Origin of the sequence: Flavobacterium sp. (assembly GCF_035456085.1) — a bacterium.
Lineage (GTDB): Bacteria > Bacteroidota > Bacteroidia > Flavobacteriales > Flavobacteriaceae > Flavobacterium.
Map to the genome: position 1 here is coordinate 1 of NZ_DATIDY010000232.1, position 22694 is coordinate 22694.

The window sequence follows — 22694 nt, forward strand, 5'->3', positions numbered from 1 at the left end:
TTCTTTGGGCGCGTTCCATGAAGTAGTGACCATATATTTTCTGCCGTGAAGCATTCCGCCTGTTCCATAATTAATCTTAGGATTTTTAGAAGAGCGTCCATCACTTTTGTAAATACCTTTATTATGTCCTTCGGTAAAAACGACATCAATATATTTCTTTAAGCCATGTGGTACTTGAAACCACCAAATCGGAGTATGATAAATAATCACATCAGCCCAAACAAATTTCTCTACTTCTTCGGCAGGATTATATTCATTATTAATATCAGTAGTTTTTATTTCAAAATTATTATTTGAAAAAAAATCTGCAGTTGCTTTTGCCATTGTTTCATTGAATCTTCCTCCTGAATGACCAAATTTTTGACCTCCATTTATTATAAATATTTTTTTCATCGTATATTTCTTTAATTTGATGAGACAAAATTACAACCAACATTTCTATTATTAAAATAACTTAATTCATACCTTTGTATCATAATTATAATAGTTGTAAAATGGTTAATCTAGAATGGTATCGCACTTTTAAATACATTTACAAAACCGGTACTTTAACGGGTGCTGCCGAAATGTTATTTATTTCGCAACCAGGTGTCAGTTTGCATCTAAGTTCTTTAGAAAATTATGTTGGGTATAAATTATTTGACAGAACAAGTCGCAAAATGGTTCCTACAGAAAAAGGGAAAGTTCTTTATAATTTTATTAGTGATGCATTATGCAAATTAGAAGAAGCTGAAAAAAACTTTCAACGAAGCACCGAAAGAAATACGCCTACTATTAGTATTGGAATGTGTTTTGAAACCTTTCAAATAACATTAGAGCCTTATTTATCTAGTTTCCCTTTTAATGTAATTATCCAGTTTGGAGAATATCCGGAAATGATTGAAAACTTAGAGAAAGGAATTTTAGACTTAATTATTACCCCACAAATGATTGTCAAAAACACAATTGATTATAAAGCCTTTTCATCTGAGACTATTGTTCTAATCAGCGGAAATCAGGTTGATTCGACAGAATTCAAAACCTTTATAGACCAAAAAAACTTTCACGCTAAAGAACTTTGGCTAAAACAACAAAAGTGGTTTGGTACTACGGGAGACATGGAGCATTTGAGAAATTTTTGGCAGCTTAATTTCAATAAAAATGCAGATTTTAGGCCTAATTATATTGTGCCCAATTTAAACTCCATTGTGCGTTGTTTGAGCGACAGCAATGGCCTTGCAGTTATACCCGATTTCTTATGCAAAACAGAAATTGAAAACGGAAAAATTAAACTGTTGTGGCAAGGAAAAACTCCTCTGAAAAATACTCTTTATTTTGCTAATAAAAAGAAAACCATTTACACAGAAGAAATCAAAATGATCAAAGAAACCTTTATGAAAATAATGTAGTTAATTCTGAGTGTAATCACATGTTATATAAGATGTTTTCTACTGCTGAAACCTTATCTTAAAATTAATATTGTTCTAAATATTCATGACTTTTATAAAAAAAGGGATTCAACTTTCGCTGAATCCCTTTTCTATATATTAAAAACTAGTTCCTAGTTTTCTTGATGTTTGATTTCAATATTTTTCTTCTCTTCTCTAGAAATAGTATCAACTAATACTGGAGTAGCGATAAATAATGAAGAATAAGTACCAATAACAATACCAATAAGCATTGCGAAGATAAATCCTCTAATTGATTCACCACCGAAGATAAACATGATTAATAATACCAAGATCATTGTTAATGATGTATTGATAGTTCTAGACATTGTAGAGTTAATCGATTTATTTACGATTTCTGAGAATGTTCCTTTTGTTTTTCCATCAATAAATTCACGAACTCTATCAAATACAATAACCGTATCATTCATAGAATAACCAATAACTGTCAAGATAGCCGCAATAAAATGTTGGTCAATCTCCATACCGAATGGCATAAATCTCCAACACAATGAGTATACTCCTAACAAGAAGATAACGTCGTGAGCAATCGCAGCAATTGCACCCAAACTATATTGCCATTTTCTAAAACTAATTACCAAGTACAAAGCAACAATAACCATCGCACCTAATACAGCCCAATAAGCATTTGTTTTAATATCCTCAGCAACTGTTGGTCCAACTTTTGATGCTTGTACAATACCTAGTTTTTTCCCTTCGTGAGCATTAACAAATTTATCGTAAGTCATATCTGGAGTATAATGTTTTTTCAAAACATTAAACAATTTAACGTTTACTTCTTCATCAGCTGCACTACCAGTTTCTTCTACTTTATATTTAGTCGTAATTTTTAATTGATTGTCTTCACCAAATATTTTAACTTCCGCACTACCAAAAACGGCAGCCAATTCATCTCTAACTTCTTCAGGTTTCATTGATTTATCAAAACGAACCTGGAAAGTTCTTCCTCCAACAAAGTCAACACCTTGATCAAAACCATTAGTTACAATAGAAGCAATACTAATAATAGTAACTACAACTGAGAAAAGGTAAGCCCATTTTTTAATTCCTAAGAAATCAAAGTGGAAATTAGTAAAGAAGTTTTTAGAGAATTTTGTAACGAAAGATAAATCGTTTTTACCAGCAATATTTCTGTCAATGAAAATTCTAGCAATAAAGATAGATGTAAACAAAGAGGTAATAATACCAATTAATAAAGTAGTTGCGAAACCTTTAATTGGACCAGAACCAAAGATAAATAAAACAGCTCCAGTTAAGATATGAGTAACGTTCGCATCAACAATAGAACGCATAGCACCCGTCCAGCTATAAGAAGCAATTACTGATTCATTAAGTGATTTACCAGATCTTAATTCCTCTTTTGCTCTTTCATATATAATAATATTCGCATCTACAGCAGTACCCATTGTTAAAACGATACCTGCAATACCAGGCAAAGTAAGAACAGCACCTAAGCTTGACAAAATACCAAACATGAACAATAAGTTAACCGCCAAAGCAATGTTTGCATACCAACCAGCTTTCCCATAATAAACAATCATCCAAAGAGATACTAATAACAATCCAATTACAGCAGAATTAGTACCATTATCAATAGCTTCCTGACCTAAAGACGGTCCTACAATTTCAGATTGAATAATTTCAGCAGCAGCAGGTAATTTACCAGCTCTTAATACGTTTGCTAAATCTTTAGTTTCTGTAACATCAAAATTTCCTGAAATTTCAGATCTACCACCAGCAATTGGTCCGCTAGATACCCCTGGTGCAGAATAAACAACATCATCAAGAACAATAGCAATATTACTTTTTTGAGTATAAGCTCTTCCTGTTAACTCTTCCCATTCTTTAGCGCCAGTGTTGTTCATTTGCATAGAAACAGCTGGTTTACCCATTTGATCAAATGTATCACTAGCATCAGTTACAACAGCACCACCCATTGAAGGCTTGTTATCTCTATTTCCTTTTAAAGCGTATAATTCAACAGCTTCAACTTCTTTTTCTTTAGCATCCTTAATGGTAGTTGGTTTTCCCCATACAAATTTTGCATAACGTTGGTCACCAGCTAATAAAACTCTGATATCAGCTCTTTTAAAATAAGAATTAATTACAGCAGTATCTTTTGGAGAGAAAAAACCTAAAATTGCACCACCACCTTGAGCAATAATTTTATCAATAATAGGGTTATTTCCTTTTTTAGCAGAAGTAGAATCTTTTGCGTCAGTCAATAAAGCACTTAATGAATCTTTTGCAACCGCTTTTGTTTCAGTTTTAGCAACTTCAGTTTTCTTCAAAGCTTCATTAGCCGCCATGATGAAATTACCAATCTCTTCAACTTTATAAGTTTCCCAGAACTCTAATTGAGCTGTACTTTGTAATAATTTTTTAATTCTATCAATATCTTTAGCACCAGGAAGTTCTACAAGAATTCTTCCAGATTCTCCTAATTTTTGAATATTCGGCTGTGTAACACCAAATTTATCGATACGTTCTCTAAGTACTTTAAAAGCACTTTCGATAGATTCATCTACTTTTCTTTTAATTACTTTTTGAACCTGAGCATCTGACATTTGAAAAGTAACTCCACCTTCACCTTGCAAACTTCTGTTAGCAAAAATATCTGGTGATGCTAATTTTACTGAACCTTTAGAATTAGCTTCAAAGGCTTCAAAAAATGCATCTAAATAAGTTTGATTTCCTTTTTGGTTTGCAGTGGCATCAGCCAAAGATTTATTAAAAACTGGATTTTTCGAATTATTTGATAATCCTTTCAAAATATCCTTAACTGAAATCTGAAGAGTTACGTTGATTCCTCCCTCTAAGTCAAGACCTTTGTTGATTTGCTTATCTTTTACTTCATTGAATGTAAAATCAGTAAATCCTAAACTGAAAACTTTCTCTTTACCAATAGAATCCAAATATTTTACTTCCTTTTCTGGATTTCCACCAGCAAAAGTTTTTGCATCACTTTTAACTTTGCTAGAGACAAAAGTGAAAGAAAGTTGGTAAATACTTACCAATGCAAATAGAATTGCGAAAAATTTAATAAGTCCTTTATTCTGCATTATTACTAAAAATTAATTATTTTTATTTATTGTTTTTTTTGTTTTAAACCCTATAAAATAAGCCATTACGTCATTTTTGAAAAACAAAAAAGGATCGCACGATTTACATCATTTTTTTTAAACCGAGCAAATATATAATTAACGGAAAGATTAACCAATTTATTTATTGATTAAAATCAAAAAAAAGACCGCAAAAATGCAGTCTTCTTTTTTTTCTTACCAAAATATTATACCAAAACTGATTTTAAATCAGCATTCATGTTTCTAACAGCTTCCGCGCTTTTAACAAAAGCAGCTTTTTCCGCATCATTCAATGCAATATCAACAATTTTTTCGACACCGTTTTTACCAATAATACAAGGCACACCAATGCAAATATCATTTTGTTCATATTCGCCTTCCAAAAAGACTGAACAAGCAATCATTTTCTTTTGATCATTTAAAATACTATCTACAAGATAAGCAACAGAAGCTCCAGGAGCATACCATGCTGAAGTTCCCAATAAGCCTGTAAGTGTTGCTCCTCCTACCATAGTAGCAGCTGCAACTTTATCTAATTCTTCTTGAGATAAAAATTGAGCAACAGGTATACCATTATAAGAAGCCAATCTCGTTAAAGGAATCATAGTTGTATCTCCGTGCCCACCAATTACCATAGCCGAAATATCGTTAGAAGGAGCATTTAAAGCTTTAGACAAATAATATCTAAAACGTGAGCTATCCAAAGCACCACCCATCCCGATAATTCTGTTTTTTGGTAATCCTGTAGCTTTTAATGTCAAATATGTCATTGTATCCATTGGATTCGACACAACAATTACAATACAGTTTGGTGAATGTGCAAGTACATTTTCTGCCACTGTTTTAACAATTCCAGCATTAATTCCAATTAATTCTTCTCTAGTCATTCCTGGTTTTCTTGGAATTCCTGAAGTGATAACAACTACATCACTGTTTGCCGTTTTGGAATAATCGTTTGTAACACCTGATACATTTGTATTGAAACCTGTATTAGTAGCACATTGCATGATATCCATTGCTTTACCTTCGGCAAAACCTTCACGAATATCCAATAGTACTACTTCACTCGCAATTCCTCTATACGAAATTGAATCTGCACAGGATGCTCCAACATTCCCTGCTCCTACAATGGTAACTTTCATATTTTATATGTTTTTATATTGTTATCAAATCAAAAATCAAAACACAGTTACTTCCAACAACTACGCATCAATATTAGCGTAAACTGCATTCTTTTCAATAAATTCTCTTCGTGGCGGTACTTCATCTCCCATTAACATTGAGAAAACTCTATCTGCCTCAGCAAGACTATCAATATTCACCTGACGCAATGTTCTGAATTCTGGATCCATTGTAGTTTCCCACAATTGTTCAGCATTCATCTCTCCAAGACCTTTGTAACGTTGAATAGATGCACTACCACCCATTCTTGCATTCGCCTGATCACGTTGATCATCTGTCCAAGCGTATTCTTTTTTATTTCCTTTTTTCACTAAATATAAAGGAGGAGCAGCAATGTAAACGTGCCCTTCTTCAATAAGTTCTTTCATGAAGCGGAAGAAGAATGTCAAGATCAAAGTAGAAATGTGACTACCATCGACGTCGGCATCACACATGATAATTACTTTGTGGTAGCGTAATTTTGAAATGTTTAATGCTTTACTATCTTCTTCAGTTCCAACTGTAACACCTAGTGCAGTGAATATATTTCGAATCTCTTCATTTTCAAAAACTTTGTGATGCATTGCTTTTTCAACATTCAAAATCTTACCACGTAATGGCAAAATAGCTTGAAAAGCACGGTCACGACCTTGTTTTGCAGTTCCTCCTGCCGAATCTCCTTCGACAAGATAAACTTCGCATTTTGCAGGATCTTGTTCCGAACAGTCGGATAATTTTCCTGGTAATCCACCGCCACCCATAACGGTTTTACGTTGTACCATTTCACGCGCTTTTTTAGCTGCATGACGTGCCTGAGCTGCCAAAATAACTTTCTGAACAATCGTACGAGCATCATTTGGATTTTCTTCCAAATAATTCTCAATCATTTCGCTTACTGCTTGACTTACTGGTGAAACTACTTCACGATTTCCAAGCTTAGTTTTTGTTTGACCTTCAAATTGAGGTTCTGCTACTTTTACCGAAATAATAGCTGTAAGACCTTCACGGAAATCATCACCTGAAATATCAAATTTTAATTTATCTAACATTCCAGAAGTATCTGCATATTTCTTTAAAGATCTTGTAAGACCCGTTCTAAAACCTTGCAAGTGTGTCCCTCCCTCGTGTGTATTAATATTATTTACATACGAGAATATATTTTCACCGTAACTTGTATTATAAATTAAAGCAACCTCAACTGGAATTTCTCCTTTTTCGTGATCCATTGAAATTACGTGGGCAATAATTGGCTCACGATTTCCATCTAAATAACGAATATATTCTTTTAAACCTTCAGTAGAATAAAATACTTCTCCAAGGAAGTTCCCATCTTTATCTTTCTCTCTCTTGTCTGTAAACGTAATTGAAATCCCTTTATTTAAGAAAGACAATTCACGCATACGAGCCGATAAAGTATCATAAGAATACTCTGTTGTTTGCGTAAAAATAGTTGGATCTGGATAAAAAGTAACAATCGTTCCTCTTTTTGAAGTATCTCCGATTTGTTTTACAGGATATAATGCTTTTCCCCTTTCATATTCTTGTTGGTACACCTTTCCATCACTACTATGAACAGTTGCCGTTAAATGGGAAGAAAGTGCATTAACACAAGAAACCCCTACACCGTGAAGACCTCCTGATACTTTATAGGAATCTTTATCAAACTTACCTCCTGCACCAATTTTGGTCATTACAACTTCTAATGCAGAAACCCCTTCTTTTTTATGAATTCCAACTGGAATACCACGTCCATTATCTTCTACTGTAATGGAACCATCTTCATTAATAGTAACATAAATCGTATCGCAATGACCTCCCATTGCCTCATCAATCGAGTTATCTACTACCTCATACACTAAATGATGTAATCCTCTAACACCAACATCACCAATATACATCGAAGGACGCATTCTCACATGCTCCATTCCTTCTAACGCCTGAATACTATCTGCTGAATAATTATTTTCCTTCTTGATTTCTTCGCTCATGTTTTTTATTCTAAAAATGTAATTTTTGTCTAACGAACAAATATATAAAAACAGAAGTTAGAACACTGCTAAAATTAACTTATAAGATCGTAAGTTATTAACATTTTGTTGATTTATGGGTATAAAAAACGCCCTTAATTGAAGGATCTTTTTTTAAACAAATCAAAATTTGACAATACTGATAACAGTTTGTATTTTTGCCCTATGAACGATAATTTTATAACCGAGTTTTTCGGCATAGGAATACAAAATGGTAAAACACCTGAAAACTTAGGCGTTTTATGGAGATCTGCACAAAATTTAGGCGCAAGCTTTATTTTTACTATTGGAAATCGCTATGCCAAACAAGCTTGCGATACAGAAAACGCTGTAAAATCAATGCCTTATTTTCATTATGAAGACTTTGATGACTTCTACAAAAATTTACCTAAAGGTGCACGTTTAGTTGGCGTTGAACTAGATGAACGAGCAGAAGATTTAGAGGCTTTTGAGCATCCAAGACGTTGCGTTTATTTATTAGGAGCTGAAGATAATGGTTTATCCAAAAAAGCTATTGCAAAATGCCATCATTTAGTCAAATTCAAATCTAAAAAAAGTTTAAATGTATCTGTTGCAGGAAGTATTGTTCTTTACGACAGAGGTTTAAACAAGCCTAGGTCATAAAAACATTCTCATTATCACTATTCTAAAAGACAAAATATGAAAAAAATATACTGCTTCTTACTTTTCACTTTCTTCTGCTACACTAATGCTCAAACTATCGATTTAATTCCATTTAAAAAAGGAAATAAATACGGTTATTGCGATAAAAACAAAAAAATTATAATTCCGATTCAATATAAAAATGCTTTCCCTTTTGGATATCAAACGGACAATAGCTACTATGAAGATTATGCTTCTGTAGAAAATGAAGAAGGTTCTTTTATTATTAATAAAAACGGAGATATCATTGATACACTGAAAAATTTCAAAAAAAAATCACAAGAAGAGGATGAAAATATCGGACCACCTCCATCAATTGACGAACTTAAAACTGTTGATTTCAAAAAATATTATGAAAATGACAAAGCTGGTGTGAAAGACGAAAATGAAAGTATCATACTTAAAGCCACTTTTGACAATCTATATCTCTTTGATTTTTCTCAATCTTATAAAAACAAAAAAAACAATAAATATTACAAACCAACCTACGCAAGTGTCGAATTAAACAAAGAATCATATTTAATCAGAGTTGATCAACCAAAATCTTACAAGGATTATACTCTTACTAAATATGAAGGGGGTGATTTTTTTATTGTTAGCACTACAAAAAATGGAGACAAACAATACGGAATATTTACAAAAGACAACATTAAACTATATGATTCAAAATACACTAAAATCATGAAATATTACAAACAGTTACAATTATTATTTGTGACAAAAACAGTAGACGGACGTTCGTATGATTTTTATATTGACGAAAGTGGAAATGAATATTATGAATAAAACAATTCTGCATAGTTAATATAAAATCATATCTATTTTAATATAAAAAGCGGATTTGTATTTCTCAATACAAATCCGCTTTTATAAAAATTTATAGATAATAAAATCTATTATCGGATAACACGCACATTCATCTCTTCAACCTTTTTATCAGATAATAGAGAAGGCGCACCAAATAATAAATCTTCGCTGGTTCCTGTTTTAGGGAAAGCCATTACTTCACGAATAGATGCTTTTTTCTCTAAAATCATCATCAAACGGTCAATTCCCCAAGCAATTCCCCCATGTGGTGGCGCTCCGTATTGAAAAGCTTTGTACATCGTTCCAACACTTTTAATCATCTCTTCTTTATTGTAACCCATATTTCTATAAGTTGCTTCCAGAATTTCTGATTTATGTGCACGAACTGAACCTCCTCCAATTTCATAACCATTTAAGATTATATCGTATTGCTGAGCGATGATACTTCCTATTTCTTCATCCTTACCATTCATGTGTTTTTCTAAATCATAAACAGCCGGCATAGAGAAAGGATTATGTGTAAATGTCCATCTACCTTCATCTGTTCTTTCAAACATTGGGAAATCAACCACCCAAGCAGGGCATAATTCCTTTGGATTGATTAAGTGCAATATTTTACCTAATTCCTGACGAACTGCGTCCAAAGCTTTGTTAGCAGTCGCATAATCTGCTGCTGAGAAGAAAACAATGTCACCGACTTCTGCATTGGTAGCTTTTATAATTCCTGCCGCAATATCCTCGCCTAAAAACTTAATAATTGGCGATTGCAGTTCATCTTCGTTTACAATAATATAAGCCAATCCACCTAAACCGTGCTGTTGAGCAATAGCCGTAAGATTTTCTATTTGACCTTTAGACATACGTTTATTGCCTTGTTCTTTAGCAGAAACCTTGATACATTTTACAATTCCACCCTCTTCAATTGGCTTGCTAAATACCTGGAAAGTTGTCTCTTTTACAATTTCGGTAATATTCTGCATTTTTAAGCCATAACGCAAATCTGGTCTATCACAACCATAGAAGTCCATCGCATCTTTATAAGTTATCACCTCAAATGGTCGTAAAATCCATTTGTTGCCATATACTTTCTTTACCACTTCATTAAACAACTTCGTATTTAAATCAATGATTTGCTGCATGCTGGCATACGCCATTTCCATATCCAATTGCGTAAATTCTGGTTGACGATCTCCACGAGAATCTTCATCTCTAAAACAACGTGCTACTTGGAAATATTTTTCGTAACCACTAACCATCAACATTTGCTTAAACTGCTGTGGCGCTTGTGGCAATGTATAAAAGAAACCGGCTTGTTTACGTGTTGGAACAATAAATTCTCGTGCTCCTTCATCGGTTCCAGCACTTAAAATTGGCGTTTCAATTTCTAAAAATTCTTCTTCGTCTAAAATATCACGCAGTAATTTAATTACTTTATGACGGTTTACAATTGCTCTTCTAACCTCTTCATTTCTGTGATCTAAAAACTTGTATTGAAAACGAGTTGCTTCATTAGTTTTTGCGGCTCTTTTAATTTCAAAAGGCAATGTTTTGGATAAATTTAAAATCTCCAAAACCGAAGTTTGCAATTCGATTTTACCTGTACGCAATCCTGCATTGTAATCATCTTCATTACGACTAACTACAATTCCTTTCACAGAAATAACAGATTCTGGTTTCAACTTCACTAACTCATCAATATTAGGAAATGACTCCCTACTGATATTGACTTGAAAAATCTCATAACTAGAATCACGCAAGTCAATAAACATCAATTCTCCGTGATCACGGACACTTGACACCCAACCAGATAAAATCACCTCGTCATTGATATTCTCTTCTGATAATTGTGAAATTTTATGCGTTCTATAGGTGTCTTTTATAATAATAGGAATTTCTGGAAGTGCTTCTTCTTGACTTTCTTTATTCTCAGTAACAATCTCTTTTGAAGCTTTTTCTACAGATTCATTTTTTTCTAAAACTGCGGCAGCACCCAATTTATCTAAAATAATTTGACGAATTACTTTACCATTCGCTCCTTTTCCAATAACTCCTAAAACTTTACCAACTAAAATACCAGCTTTACCTTGATCTCCAGCTTTAATATCATTAGCAACAGCTTCATTTTCTGAAATTACAGTTGCAATTACTTCTTGAATTTTATCTTCTGAAATAGTATTGTCTTCAAAATACTTATTGTAGTCAAAAGTTCTATCTTTTAAATAACCCGTAATCGCATTTTGAACTAAAACTGCTGTGATTTTTTCCGATTTAAATAATTGGAAAATCTCTATTAAATGTTCAACACTATGAATTTCAGCGTAGTCTTCAGCTTTAATATTATTAGCTAAAGTTTTAGCCACAAATGAAGGATCTTGGATTGCAGCATTAATTGTCATAAATGTTTTGGAACGCAAAGCATCTGCTGTGAAAAATTTAGCATCTTGCGGCAATACTCCTCCATTAATCAAAATAGATTCTACAGCAAAAGGTAAAGCAGCTGTATCAACTTTAATTGCTTCAATTTCCTTTTTGATATTTACAAAAGGTAAATCTGGCTCAGAAATAAAACGGTAATCTGCTTCAAATTCTTTTTTACGCATCGTTTTGGTTTGCTTCAAATCCGCATCCCATAACACAGTGGTTTGATCAGGTCTAAACTCTTTATTTTCTATATAATAGTTGAACTGTTTTTCGACCTCCTCTTTCAAAGCTTCAATCATAAACTTAAACGAATTCAAGTTTTTGATTTCAGTTCTTGGGTTCAAATCATAACTATGTTTTTTGCGCAACGAAACAGAAACATCTGATTTAAATTCCCCTTTCTCCAAATTTGCTTCAGAGATTCCTAAATTCTGAACAATACGTTGAATGTATTGAGCGTAAGTGGAAGCATCTTCAATATTTCTAATACAAGGTTCCGTAACAATTTCGATCAACGGAACGCCAGCTTTATTAAAATCAACTAACGAAATTTTCTTTTCGTGCATTAATTTCGCAGCATCTTCTTCAATATGAACCTGAGTTAAATTTACAGTAAATTGAGAACCATCATTTCGGTAACAAGATACGTGTCCGTCGGGAATAATTGGATTATGATATTGAGTAATCTGAATGTTTTTCGGGTTATCCGGATATTCGTAATGCTTTCTATCCCAAGAAATCACTTCATTACTAAAAGACGAATCCACCGCTTTTCCAAAATAAATTGCTTTGATAATTGCTTCTTTATTTATAGCAGGCAAAACGCCCATTTGTCCCGTACAAACAGAACAAATATTTTGGTTAGGTGTTTCAATTTCTTGATTTGGACAAGAACAAAACAACTTGGTTTTGGTATTCAATCGAACGTGAGTTTCCAGTCCAATTACCAATTCTAAATCGTGGGCTTTAATCGCCGCAGTTAATTGCTCCAATTCCATTATATTGTATCTTTTAAGAAGTTTGCAAATTGCAACACTAATTCATCATTATTTTTTGCTGCAGTAATTTGCAGTCCTGTACTTGTTCCTTGTGGCACAGTCAAAGTTGGCAATTGTCCTAAACTAAAACCAACTGTATAAGCATCTGACAAATACATCGCCAAAGGATCTTTCAAACTGTCTCCGATTTTGGGAGGTGTGCTTGGTGTAACTGGAGATAAAACAATATCAACTTCTTCAAAATCTTTACTAAAATTTTGAGAAATCTGATCTCTTAAAGCCAATCCTTTTAAATATATTCCTTCTGAAAAACCTTGTGATAATACTTGATTTCCACCAACAATTCTACGTTTTGTTTCTTCTGAAAAATTTTCAGAACGGGTCACAGCGTAAGTATCAATTAGATTTTCCCCTTCAATGCGATTACCGTAATTTGTTCCGTCAAGACGTGATAAATTCGAAGCTGTTTCAGCCATCGCCAAAGTATAATACGTTGAAACTAAAATATCAGATTTAAAGAAATCTAATTCTTTTACTTCGATTCCTTTGGCTTTTATTTTTTCGATAGCTGCTAAAAAATCAGATTTTATTTGAGCATCTATCGCTTCACTGTCGATAAAGTTTTTAAAGTAACCGACTGTTTTAGCAGATGAAGTCGCAACTGCCTCTTCACTAATTTCTGTTGACGTGATTGAAGTTTGATCTTTTGGATCTTTTCCACTCATGACGTTCAGCACGATTCGGATATCTTCAATTGATTTTGCCAATGGCCCAACGCAATCTGTAGAAGACGCATAAGCCATAAGACCGTATCTCGACACTCTCCCGTAAGTTGGTTTAAATCCATAAATATGGTTATAACCAGCGGGTTGACGAATAGAACCTCCAGTATCTCCACCAATAGAAAAAACAGTATACTCTTTGGCAACATTTACCGCAGAACCTCCACTTGAACCTCCTGCAACCAACTCTGGATTGACAGCATTTTTTACAGCACCAAAAATGGTATTTTCACTAGAAGAACCGTGACCAAAACTATCGCAGTTTTCTTTTACCAACGGAATAGCTCCTGCATCCAATAATTTTTGAATTGCAGTAGCTGTGTATGCCGATTTATAGTTTTTTAATAAATCAGAACTTGCAGTTGTGTAAGTTCCTTGCAACATATAAACATCTTTAATTCCAAAAGGAATTCCTTCTAACAAACCGATTGTTTCTCCTTTTGCAATTTTAGCATCTACTTTAGCCGCTAATTCTAAAGCCAAAGTATCTAAAACAGCATTTACAGAGTTGTATGTATTTTGTTTGAGTAAGTTCAATTTTTCTTGCACTAAAGCTGTACAAGTAATTTCTTTAGACACCAATTGCTGGTGTATCTTTTTTATTTGCGATTCCATTTTATCCTTCTATAACTTTAGCAACTACTAAAAAACCATTTTTCTTGTTCGGGAAGTTTTCTAAAATTATTTGTTTCTCAATAGCCGAACTTTCTACCACAACATCTTCTCTTAAATCATTTATAGAAACACAATTATAATTGACATTATTAGCAGCATTATTATTTGATGATGCATTTTTAATTACATCAAATAATTTGTTCACACTCTCTGAGGGCTGTGCTCCTTTAATACTCGACAATATGTCGACTGTCATTATTTTGCTCATAATTTTATATAGTTTTAAAGTAAACTTTTAAGTTGGCGAATTTACAAAAGTTTTATTTAGGGAGTGGTGTTTTTTATATTCGATTTCGATAGTTTTCATTATAAAAAGAACACAATAATCAACCATTATGTTAAATATTTCCTCATTACTAAGCATTTTGTTGAAATAGCATGAAGAATATAGAATTAGTCAAAAAATATACCCAAAAGGATTTGAATATTTAAGAATATAAAAATATTAATGTAGAATTGCTGACTTAGACATACTGATGAAAAATTAATCTATTCTATACTTTGAATCAAATACTTTGTCCCATTAATTTCAAAAGTAAATCCGACTTGGTTTCCCATTAATTTATTTCCCAAAGGAGATTGTGGGGAAAGAGCAATTACATTAATTCCATCAATAGTAATCTTTGGAAGTGCTGCGCTTAAATACAAATAAATTCCATTGGCTTTAACCAAACTTCCAACAATAATAGTTTTTGCGATTGTAGAAGAATCTATTTTTTCTAAAACATTTTTTTGAGCAATTACTTCTTTCAATTTATGATTTAGTTTTTCTTGCTCAATATGCATCATCGACAAAGCCGTTTCATGTTTATCTCCAGCTGAACCTTTCGCATCGTTTTTAGAATCTTCTGTCAAAGCTACAATCATGTCTTTGAAAACATCTATTCTGTCTTGAACTAATTGTAAATAATATTGGTGTATTTTTTGTTTAAAAGTCATAGAAAAAGTTAAATCGCAAAGTTAAATGTTTTTAACCACAAAGTTCACAAAGTATCGCGCAAGGTTCACAAAGTAAATCTAAAATTTGGTGAAGATTTCCTTATATCAGTTAGAATTGTTTTTAAACAAAAAAACGCAAAAACATAGTTGTCTTTGCGTAATTCTTATGACCTTATGGTTATTTATTTTTAAAAATCAAATTTATAATTAGCTCCGACCATCACTTGAAATCCTTGAACTGGATAATTCAGCCATTTTTGATATCCTTTATTTAGGATATTATTGGCTTTCAAAAATGTTGTGAATCGTTCGCTGTATTTAAATCTGACATTAGCATTCAAATCAAAATAACTATCCAAAGTGATTGGACCCGGAACATCAACATATACGATATCTGTATTTATTTGTCTATCTTTTCGTTCGCCAACATAAAATAAATTTGCGCCTGCAAACCATTTTTCGGTAATCATAAAATCAGCTTTAGAATTGAATTGAAAAGCAGGTAAATTCCAAGCTTCTTGTTCTGAATCCTTAGTGTAACTGCTTACAGTAAGATCAGCTTCTACAGTAACACCTTTGGCTAAATCCGCTTTTACTTCGCCATAAAAACGCATGGTTGTCAAATCATCATAAACCACCTGAAAAGAATTCCCGAAACCATAATTCGCATTCGTTTCTTGTTCGGTATAGTCATTCGCTCTGAACAATGCTTTATTTTCATCATGTATGTACGAAGCTTTTACATCATAACTAACTGTGCTCGCTAATTTCCCTTTTAATCCAAAATTTATATCATATAACTCATTTGTTGGTTTAATGTTTAATGTTGGTGAAACAAATGGATTATTATCAGCAAAATTCTTATAAGTATTTTGTTGTAAATTCCCAATGGCACTCATATAAAATATCATCAGATCGCTTACAATATTATAAGAGGCACTAAGCGATGGATAAACATAAAACTTGTTGGTATCATTCTCTTTCCCCACACTGTAAACAAATCCGGCACCAACATTGATAGTCCAATCCTCTCTATTCATTACAAAACTTGGTTCTATTCCTAAGTTTATAAAACCATAGTTGATCGGTGATGTATTAGTTCCTAAATAATTTTCTTTAAAACTGCCATCAACATAATCGACAAAAACTTTGGTTTTAATCGCTTCATCGGCTATGTTAAATTTAAAAGTTGGTGCCAACAAAAAACTATTCTCCGATGAATGATATGCATCTGAAAAATGTGCAAAATCAAGAGTTATATCATTTAAAACGCCATCTTCATAAGCCAATGAACCATTCGCTGTTAAAGCATTATAGGATTGTTGTGGATTAATGCCATAAGCCAAATCCAAACCATTAGTAACTGGTAAAGTACTCCCAAAATCAGCAGGCAATCCATACCAATTGTAAACCTGATTCTGAAAACCAACTTTAAAATTCCAAGTTAAATATTGCTCATTGCTTCCGTACATCAAATCGACTTTCGTATCATAATAGAAATCGTCAAGCAAGACATTTTTTATTCCACCCTGAGATGAATTATGACGAAACATTCCACTCAAGTATTCATTGTTATTCAGATTTTCGGTCACGTATAATTCAGCATTCACATTGCCGTAATTTCCAACGCCCAAAGTTGCATAATTATTAAACAAACGCTCTGCCGCTCCTTTTTCGACTCCTTGCGCTTTTCCTTTAGCCGGAGCAAATGTAGAAGCAACAGGGAAAGACAAAATTGAATAATTAACATTTTCTTTTTTAGCGCTTTCTTCATTGATAGTTGGTGGAACTTCTTTTACTTTGAAAGCATCAGAAATTGTTGGCGTATACGGTTTTACCACATTTACAACTTCAGTTCCAATGTTGTCATTTTTACCTTTTTTATCCTGAGCAAATGAAAATTGAAAAAATAAGACAAATAGTAGTAAAAATCCACATTGAAATTTTGAAGAATTCAAAACTAAAATTATTGATTTTTTATTTTTTAAAGATTTTATTCTGTTTTTAAACATCATGCTTTTTTATTTTTTTACTTCTAATTGAGTAATTAATTATACTTCCCATTCACCTATTGCGATGAATTGTGTTTTCCCACCAATTTTTATATCAAAATTATTATCCGACAATTTTCCGTCAAAATAAATTCTGGAAGGTCTATTTATAAAATCACCCTGATGATTGGTAACTTTAATTTCTGGCGAATGATATTTCAAAAGAAATGCCTGCAAACAGGTGCTGGCACTTCCTGTTGCCGCATCTTCCAAAAGCTGATTATTTTCAACACAAAGCATTCGGCTGAATAATTCTCCTTTGTCAAAACAATAAAAGTATAAAGCTCTATGGGCAGTTTTACAGTGAGTCAATAACCATTCGTTTGTTTTGGCCAAATCGAGTTTTAAATCCTCCAAAGCTTTTATATCTTGAAGCGGGACAATCACAAAAGCACTTCCTGTTGTCACTTCCTGAATTGGTAATTTATCATCAAAATCAGATTTTTTTAAATTAGTAAATTCTAAAATATCTTCTTTCGAGAATTCATCCCAAAATTGAGGTGGAGCTGCTTGCAACCAAACTAAATCTTCTGATTGCTGAATTGGAATCTGACCAACTGGAACCGAAAGCTCAAAATTTCGAGGATTGCTTTCGATTATTTTATTCATTAAAACCCACGAAGTTCCAATTATTGGATGACCTGCAAATTGCATTTCTTTTTCGGGTGTGAAAATTCTAATGGATGCACTATTATTTTTAGCATCAATATTGGTTATAAAAGTACTTTCAGCAAAATTAATTTCGCGGGCAATTTGCTGCATTTTTTCAGTTGCTAAATCACTCGCATTTAAAAAGACCGCTAGTTGATTTCCGGCATATTTTTTCTCGGCAAAAACATCAACTATATAAAAAGGTAATTTCATTTTTTTTTATTTAGTTATTGATGAATTTGTTTTAGACTCTTCCGTTTTTATTTTATTTAATTCCGTTTTTGCTTCTTCAACTACATCTGAATAATCTGTGAAATTTTCAATTACATTATCCAAAACATAAGTTGCTTGATAACTGTCTTTCAAGCCATAATAGTTTTTTGCCATTACAACCAAACCTTTGGCACCGTAATAACGATAGCTTGAATAATTCTTGGCTAATTTTTGAATGGCAGTATTTGAAAGCTCAAATTTTCCATCTTTATTTTTGAAGTATGCATCATAATATAGAGCTTCAGCAGCCAATTCACCTTTACTTACAGTTAATAATTTTGCGTAAGCTGTTCGGGCTTTGGCTTCATTACCTGTTTGAATTGCAGAACGCGCTATAATAATTTGCGCATCACTTTTTACATTTTCTTCTGCTTTTGCATTAGCTAAAACCTTATCCGCATACACTACAGAATTGGAATAATCCTTTGTTTCATAATAACATTTCATCAAATTCGCTTGTGCAAAAGTTTTATTCTGAGGAAAATCAGCTTCTTTTTCTATACGAACCAAAACAGGAATCGCTTTGTCACAATTTTTATCTTTCAAAAATATTTGAGCCAAACGAACCAAAGATTGCTCGGTATATTCACATCGCGGCTGATCAATTACAAATTGATAATTAGGAATCGATTTAGTCTCTGAACCTTCAGCAAAATATAATTGTGCTAACTGGAAATTGGCTTGCAAGATATGAGCTCCATTTGGAAATTTAGAAATATAACTACTATATCCTGAAATCGCTTGTTTATTGTTTCCTTGTCCTAATTGCTTTTCTGCTGCTTCAAAAGTATCATTGTCCAACTCCAAATCGGTAACGGCAACAAAATCCAAAGTACGAACCCAAGAAGCATATTCATCAACTTTTCCATTATCAACATAAATTAATCGTGCTGTAGAAACCGCTTCGTAAGCTTCGGGAGTTTTAGGAAATTCAGAAGCTACTTTTTTAAATTTAGCAATAGCCAAATCGTCTTTATCCGAATTATAATAAATCAAACCTTGACGCAAAATAGATTTTGAAGTATATGAACTGCTTTTGAAATTAGCAATTAATTTATCATAGGTTTTTATAGCCAAATCTTGCTTATTCTCAGCGACGTAGGTATTTCCTAATTCGAACAAAGCATCATCCTGGTAATCTGATTTTGGATACAATGTTAAAAAGGCATTCAGTTCTTCAATCTTTTTAGTATTTTTAGAAAGAAACCCATAACAAAGCGCTTTTTGGAAATAAGCATAATCAGCATCTACGCTTTTGGACTCGATCACTTTAACATAAGCATCTAAAGCCACTTGGTATTTAGTAGTTACAAATCGGCAATCTGCCAGACGCAAATAGGAATCATTCAAACGAACTTTATCTGTTTTATTACTTTCTATATGTTTTTGAAAATAATCTCCAGCTGCATCATACTCTTTTAATTTAAAATTAGTATAAGCGATATTGTAATTGACGTTTTTAAATTCGGTCGTTTCTTTGGCTTTGGCCAAACCTAAAAACTGCTGATAAGTCGATAAAGCCTCTTTGAAATTTTCTAAATTATATTCTGATTCCGCTTTCCAAAAAGTAGAGCGTGCTGTTATTAAAGGATCTTTCGATTCTTTTAAACTTTTTTCAAACATAGACGAAGCTCCAAAATAATCCCCAGCTGTGTATAATTCTAATCCTCTAAAGAATAATACTTTTTGATAGACATCCCTGTTTTCGGATGATTTGTTTTTTTCTAATAAAACCAATGCTTCTTTATAATTCTTAGACGAAATATAAGAGTCAATTAATAATTTTTCAATTAGATTATTATTTGGATTGGTTGGATATTTAGTCATGAATCCTAACAAAACTTCAGGAACAGTTTGGTATGAATTACCAATTTCATAACTCAATTTTGCATAATTAAAAGCTGCATCTTCTTGCAATTTTAAATTAAAATTCATTTCAGAAGCATTTTTAAATGCGTTCAATGCTTGTTGTTTTTTGCCAGATTCCAAATAACTTTCGGCCAAATGATAATAGCCGTTTTGCGCTATAAAATCATTTCCATCAATAATCTTATTGAATTGTGAAATAGCATTTTCATAATCTTTTTGCACATAATAAGCATATCCTAATTGGTAAAAATCGGTGTTGTTCCACTTCCCATTTTTACCTTTATAACCGACCAAATACGGAATTGCTTTATCGTATTGTTTTAGATTAAAATAACTTTCACCAATAATTTTATTCAATTCTGATTTTTCCTCAGGAGTAGATTTTGGCATTGCTTTTAAACCTAAATCAATAGCTTTTTGAAATTCTCCCGCTTTGAAGCTCATATCTGCTTTGTAATAAGACAATTTCTCTGCATATTTTTCATTTCCCGAAACCTGATCAAATTGTTTATTGGCTTCTTTATAATCATCAGATTCATAAGCCATAAAACCCAAATAATATTTACTTTGAGTTCCATATTCGTCTGTCCCGGCTACTTTACTGAAATAACTTTGAGCTTTTTTATTGTTTTTGGCATCAAAATAAACGTATCCTTTTTCAAAATTAAATTTATTGCGTTCTTTCTCTTTTAATACACTTTCGTCAACTCTTTCAAACCAATGCAATGCTTCTTTATATTCTTTATGGTCAAAATAATAGTAAGCCACATCAATAAAAGCCTGATTTTGCTTGCGACTTGCTGGATGTTCTTCGACAAATTTGTTGATCAGTTCTTCGGCATTATCCTGATCACTGCGAATAGCACAATTGGCAATATAATACGCACAATCAGATTCCAATCCTTCGTTAGTAGCCGCCTTCTTAACTTCTTGAAAAAGAATTTGAGCCGAAGCGTATTGCCCATCTTCATATAAAGAAAGTGCTTTATCAAAATCTTTTAACGGATAGGTATTGATTGTCGATTTTTGAGAATAAAGTGACGCTATTTGGATAAAAAAAAGGGATAAAAAAAGTCCTGAAAGTTTACGCATTGTTGTTTTAGTTTAATATTCCAAAGATATTTAATTCTCTTTCTATAACGAAAGGCGCAAGGCTTTTATTATAAAGTTTTTTAATCAAGATTCCCTTATACAGGCTATCCTTTAATCACAGAACTGATTAGAAAAATTAGAATTTGGATTTTATCTTTTGTTATTTGTTATTTGGATTTTATCTTTTTACTTTTACCCAATAAACAATTCTATTATGTCACAATCAGTACTGTCTTTAAAAAACGTAAACATATATCAAGAAGGAAAAATCATTTTATCTGATGTAAATCTAGAAGTTAATCACGGTGAATTTATTTACATCATTGGAAAAACGGGTTCTGGAAAAAGTAGTTTATTAAAAACATTATACGCTGATTTGCCTTTACTAGAAGGTGAAGGAAAAATTGTAGAATTTGATTTGGCTACTTTAAAAGAAGATGACATTCCGTTTTTGAGAAGAAAATTCGGAATTGTTTTTCAAGATTTCAAATTATTACCAGACCGTACAGTACAAGACAATATGCTTTTTGTTTTAAAAGCAACAGGTTGGAAGGACCACGACCAAATGAATGCTAAAATCGAAGAAGTTTTGTCTAAAGTGAGTATGAAAGATTTTGCTAATAAAATGCCGCATCAGCTTTCTGGCGGTGAGCAACAACGAATTGCCATTGCAAGAGCTTTATTGAACGACCCTGAATTTATTCTTGCCGATGAACCAACGGGAAATCTTGATCCACAAACCAGTGTTGAAGTTCTTGAGGTTTTAAGACAAATCAATGCGCTGGGAAAAACAGTTATCATGGCAACTCATGATTATGCGTTATTGATGAAATATCCTTATAAGACATTAAAATGTGAGGATGCAACTATTTTTGAGGTGGTTCAAAAAACGGTGTAATGCTTTCTATTCTTATTCCAACTTATAATTATAATATACTACCTCTCGTAAATGAAATACAGAAACAGTGTTTGGAAGGCGGAATTGAATTTGAGATTTTATGCATAGACGACGCTTCTGATTATTTTTCAAATGAAAACCAAGAAATTAACAATTTAAAAAATTGTTATTATTTTGTAAATGATAAAAATTCAGGACGTACCTATACAAGGAATAAACTCGCCGAAAAAGCAAGTTTTGATTGGCTTTTATTTTTGGATGCGGACGTGATCCCTACACATTCAAATTTCATAAAAAACTACGTTTCAGCCATAAACAAGAAACATCAAGTTATTGTAGGTGGTTATTGCTATCAAGAGACAAAACCTAAATCTGAAAATATCTTTCGATATCAATATGGAAAAGAGCGTGAAGAGAAATCTGCTTTAAAAAGAAATTCAGCCCCCTATCAATATATTTTTTCCGGTAATTTTTTGATTCAAAAAAAAATATTTATTGATGTTAATTTTACTGGTGAAGGTAATTATTATGGAATGGATGTTTTTTTCTCATGCCAGCTCTTCGTAAAAAAAATTGAAGTTCTTCATATCGAAAATCCTATTTATCATTTGGGATTAGAAACTAACCAGATTTTCTTCGAAAAAAGCCTTAAAGCTGTTGAAAGTAGAAAACGATTTCTTGCTAATTGTCCCGGAATTGAAAAAATAAGCCCTTTAATAAAAAAATACAAGACCATAAAACAATATCGATTATTACCAATTGCGATTCTTTTCTTTAAAATTTCAGAACCTTTTTTGAAAAAATTAATTTTAAACAAAAATCCAAACCTATTCTGTTTTGATATTTATCGATTGGG

16 protein-coding genes are annotated in these 22694 nt (G+C 32.4%); 5 read left to right on the forward strand and 11 right to left on the reverse strand.

Annotated elements, in window-relative coordinates; all coding sequences use genetic code 11:
- On the reverse strand, positions 1–393 hold a 393-nt coding region (locus tag VLC96_RS17310; protein ID WP_325264939.1), incomplete at its 3' end, for an NAD(P)H-dependent oxidoreductase.
- 101 nt (positions 394–494) lie between these two features.
- Here VLC96_RS17310 and VLC96_RS17315 point away from each other — a divergent pair.
- Positions 495–1388: a LysR family transcriptional regulator gene (locus tag VLC96_RS17315; RefSeq protein ID WP_325264941.1), complete on the forward strand. Its 894-nt coding sequence runs from the start codon at positions 495–497 to the stop codon at positions 1386–1388.
- Positions 1389–1540: 152 nt separating this feature from the next.
- Here the strand turns inward: VLC96_RS17315 and secDF are convergent, their stop codons facing one another.
- From secDF to gyrB, 3 genes are all read right to left on the reverse strand, one after another.
- Positions 1541–4510, reverse strand: a complete 2970-nt coding sequence (secDF, locus tag VLC96_RS17320) for a protein translocase subunit SecDF (protein WP_325264943.1) — start codon at positions 4508–4510, stop codon at positions 1541–1543.
- A 227-nt stretch (positions 4511–4737) separates the two neighbouring features.
- A complete protein-coding gene (locus tag VLC96_RS17325) occupies positions 4738–5673 on the reverse strand; it encodes a malate dehydrogenase (protein ID WP_325264945.1) in 936 nt (311 codons plus the stop codon).
- A 60-nt stretch (positions 5674–5733) separates the two neighbouring features.
- Entirely contained in the window at positions 5734–7680 is a 1947-nt protein-coding gene (gene gyrB / locus VLC96_RS17330; protein ID WP_325264947.1) for a DNA topoisomerase (ATP-hydrolyzing) subunit B, read from the reverse strand.
- 204 nt (positions 7681–7884) lie between these two features.
- Here gyrB and VLC96_RS17335 point away from each other — a divergent pair, with 204 nt between their 5' ends.
- Together VLC96_RS17335 and VLC96_RS17340 are read left to right on the forward strand one after the other, a co-directional pair.
- On the forward strand, positions 7885–8343 hold the full coding sequence (locus VLC96_RS17335; protein WP_325264949.1) for an RNA methyltransferase: 459 nt from the start codon (positions 7885–7887) through the stop codon (positions 8341–8343).
- Between the two features lie 36 nt (positions 8344–8379).
- Positions 8380–9168 carry a hypothetical protein gene (locus tag VLC96_RS17340; protein ID WP_325264950.1) on the forward strand — a complete coding sequence of 263 codons (789 nt, stop codon included), beginning with the start codon at positions 8380–8382 and terminating at the stop codon, positions 9166–9168.
- Between the two features lie 110 nt (positions 9169–9278).
- On the opposite strand, the gene gatB/aspS is transcribed toward VLC96_RS17340, so the two are convergent.
- The 7 genes from gatB/aspS to VLC96_RS17375 form a co-directional block, all read right to left on the reverse strand.
- A complete protein-coding gene (gene gatB/aspS / locus VLC96_RS17345) occupies positions 9279–12608 on the reverse strand; it encodes a bifunctional amidotransferase subunit GatB/aspartate--tRNA ligase AspS (RefSeq protein ID WP_325264951.1) in 3330 nt (1109 codons plus the stop codon).
- Entirely contained in the window at positions 12608–14005 is a 1398-nt protein-coding gene (locus VLC96_RS17350; protein WP_325264953.1) for an amidase, read from the reverse strand. The genes gatB/aspS and VLC96_RS17350 overlap by 1 nt, the downstream gene beginning before the upstream one ends.
- A 1-nt stretch (position 14006) precedes the next feature.
- On the reverse strand, positions 14007–14273 hold the full coding sequence (locus VLC96_RS17355) for an Asp-tRNA(Asn)/Glu-tRNA(Gln) amidotransferase subunit GatC (RefSeq protein ID WP_325264955.1): 267 nt from the start codon (positions 14271–14273) through the stop codon (positions 14007–14009).
- 281 nt (positions 14274–14554) lie between these two features.
- Positions 14555–15004, reverse strand: a complete 450-nt coding sequence (locus tag VLC96_RS17360) for a hypothetical protein (protein WP_325264956.1) — start codon at positions 15002–15004, stop codon at positions 14555–14557.
- 188 nt (positions 15005–15192) lie between these two features.
- A complete protein-coding gene (locus VLC96_RS17365; protein ID WP_325264957.1) occupies positions 15193–17019 on the reverse strand; it encodes a TonB-dependent receptor in 1827 nt (608 codons plus the stop codon).
- Between the two features lie 36 nt (positions 17020–17055).
- A complete protein-coding gene (locus VLC96_RS17370; protein WP_325264959.1) occupies positions 17056–17919 on the reverse strand; it encodes a PhzF family phenazine biosynthesis protein in 864 nt (287 codons plus the stop codon).
- Positions 17920–17925: 6 nt separating this feature from the next.
- Positions 17926–20940: a tetratricopeptide repeat protein gene (locus tag VLC96_RS17375; RefSeq protein WP_325264961.1), complete on the reverse strand. Its 3015-nt coding sequence runs from the start codon at positions 20938–20940 to the stop codon at positions 17926–17928.
- Positions 20941–21154: 214 nt separating this feature from the next.
- On the opposite strand from VLC96_RS17375, the gene VLC96_RS17380 reads away from it, so the two are divergent.
- Together VLC96_RS17380 and VLC96_RS17385 are read left to right on the forward strand one after the other, a co-directional pair.
- Positions 21155–21838, forward strand: a complete 684-nt coding sequence (locus VLC96_RS17380; RefSeq protein WP_325264962.1) for a cell division ATP-binding protein FtsE — start codon at positions 21155–21157, stop codon at positions 21836–21838.
- A partial coding sequence (locus VLC96_RS17385) for a glycosyltransferase family 2 protein (RefSeq protein WP_325264963.1) occupies positions 21838–22694 on the forward strand: 857 nt, incomplete at its 3' end. The genes VLC96_RS17380 and VLC96_RS17385, both read left to right, overlap by 1 nt.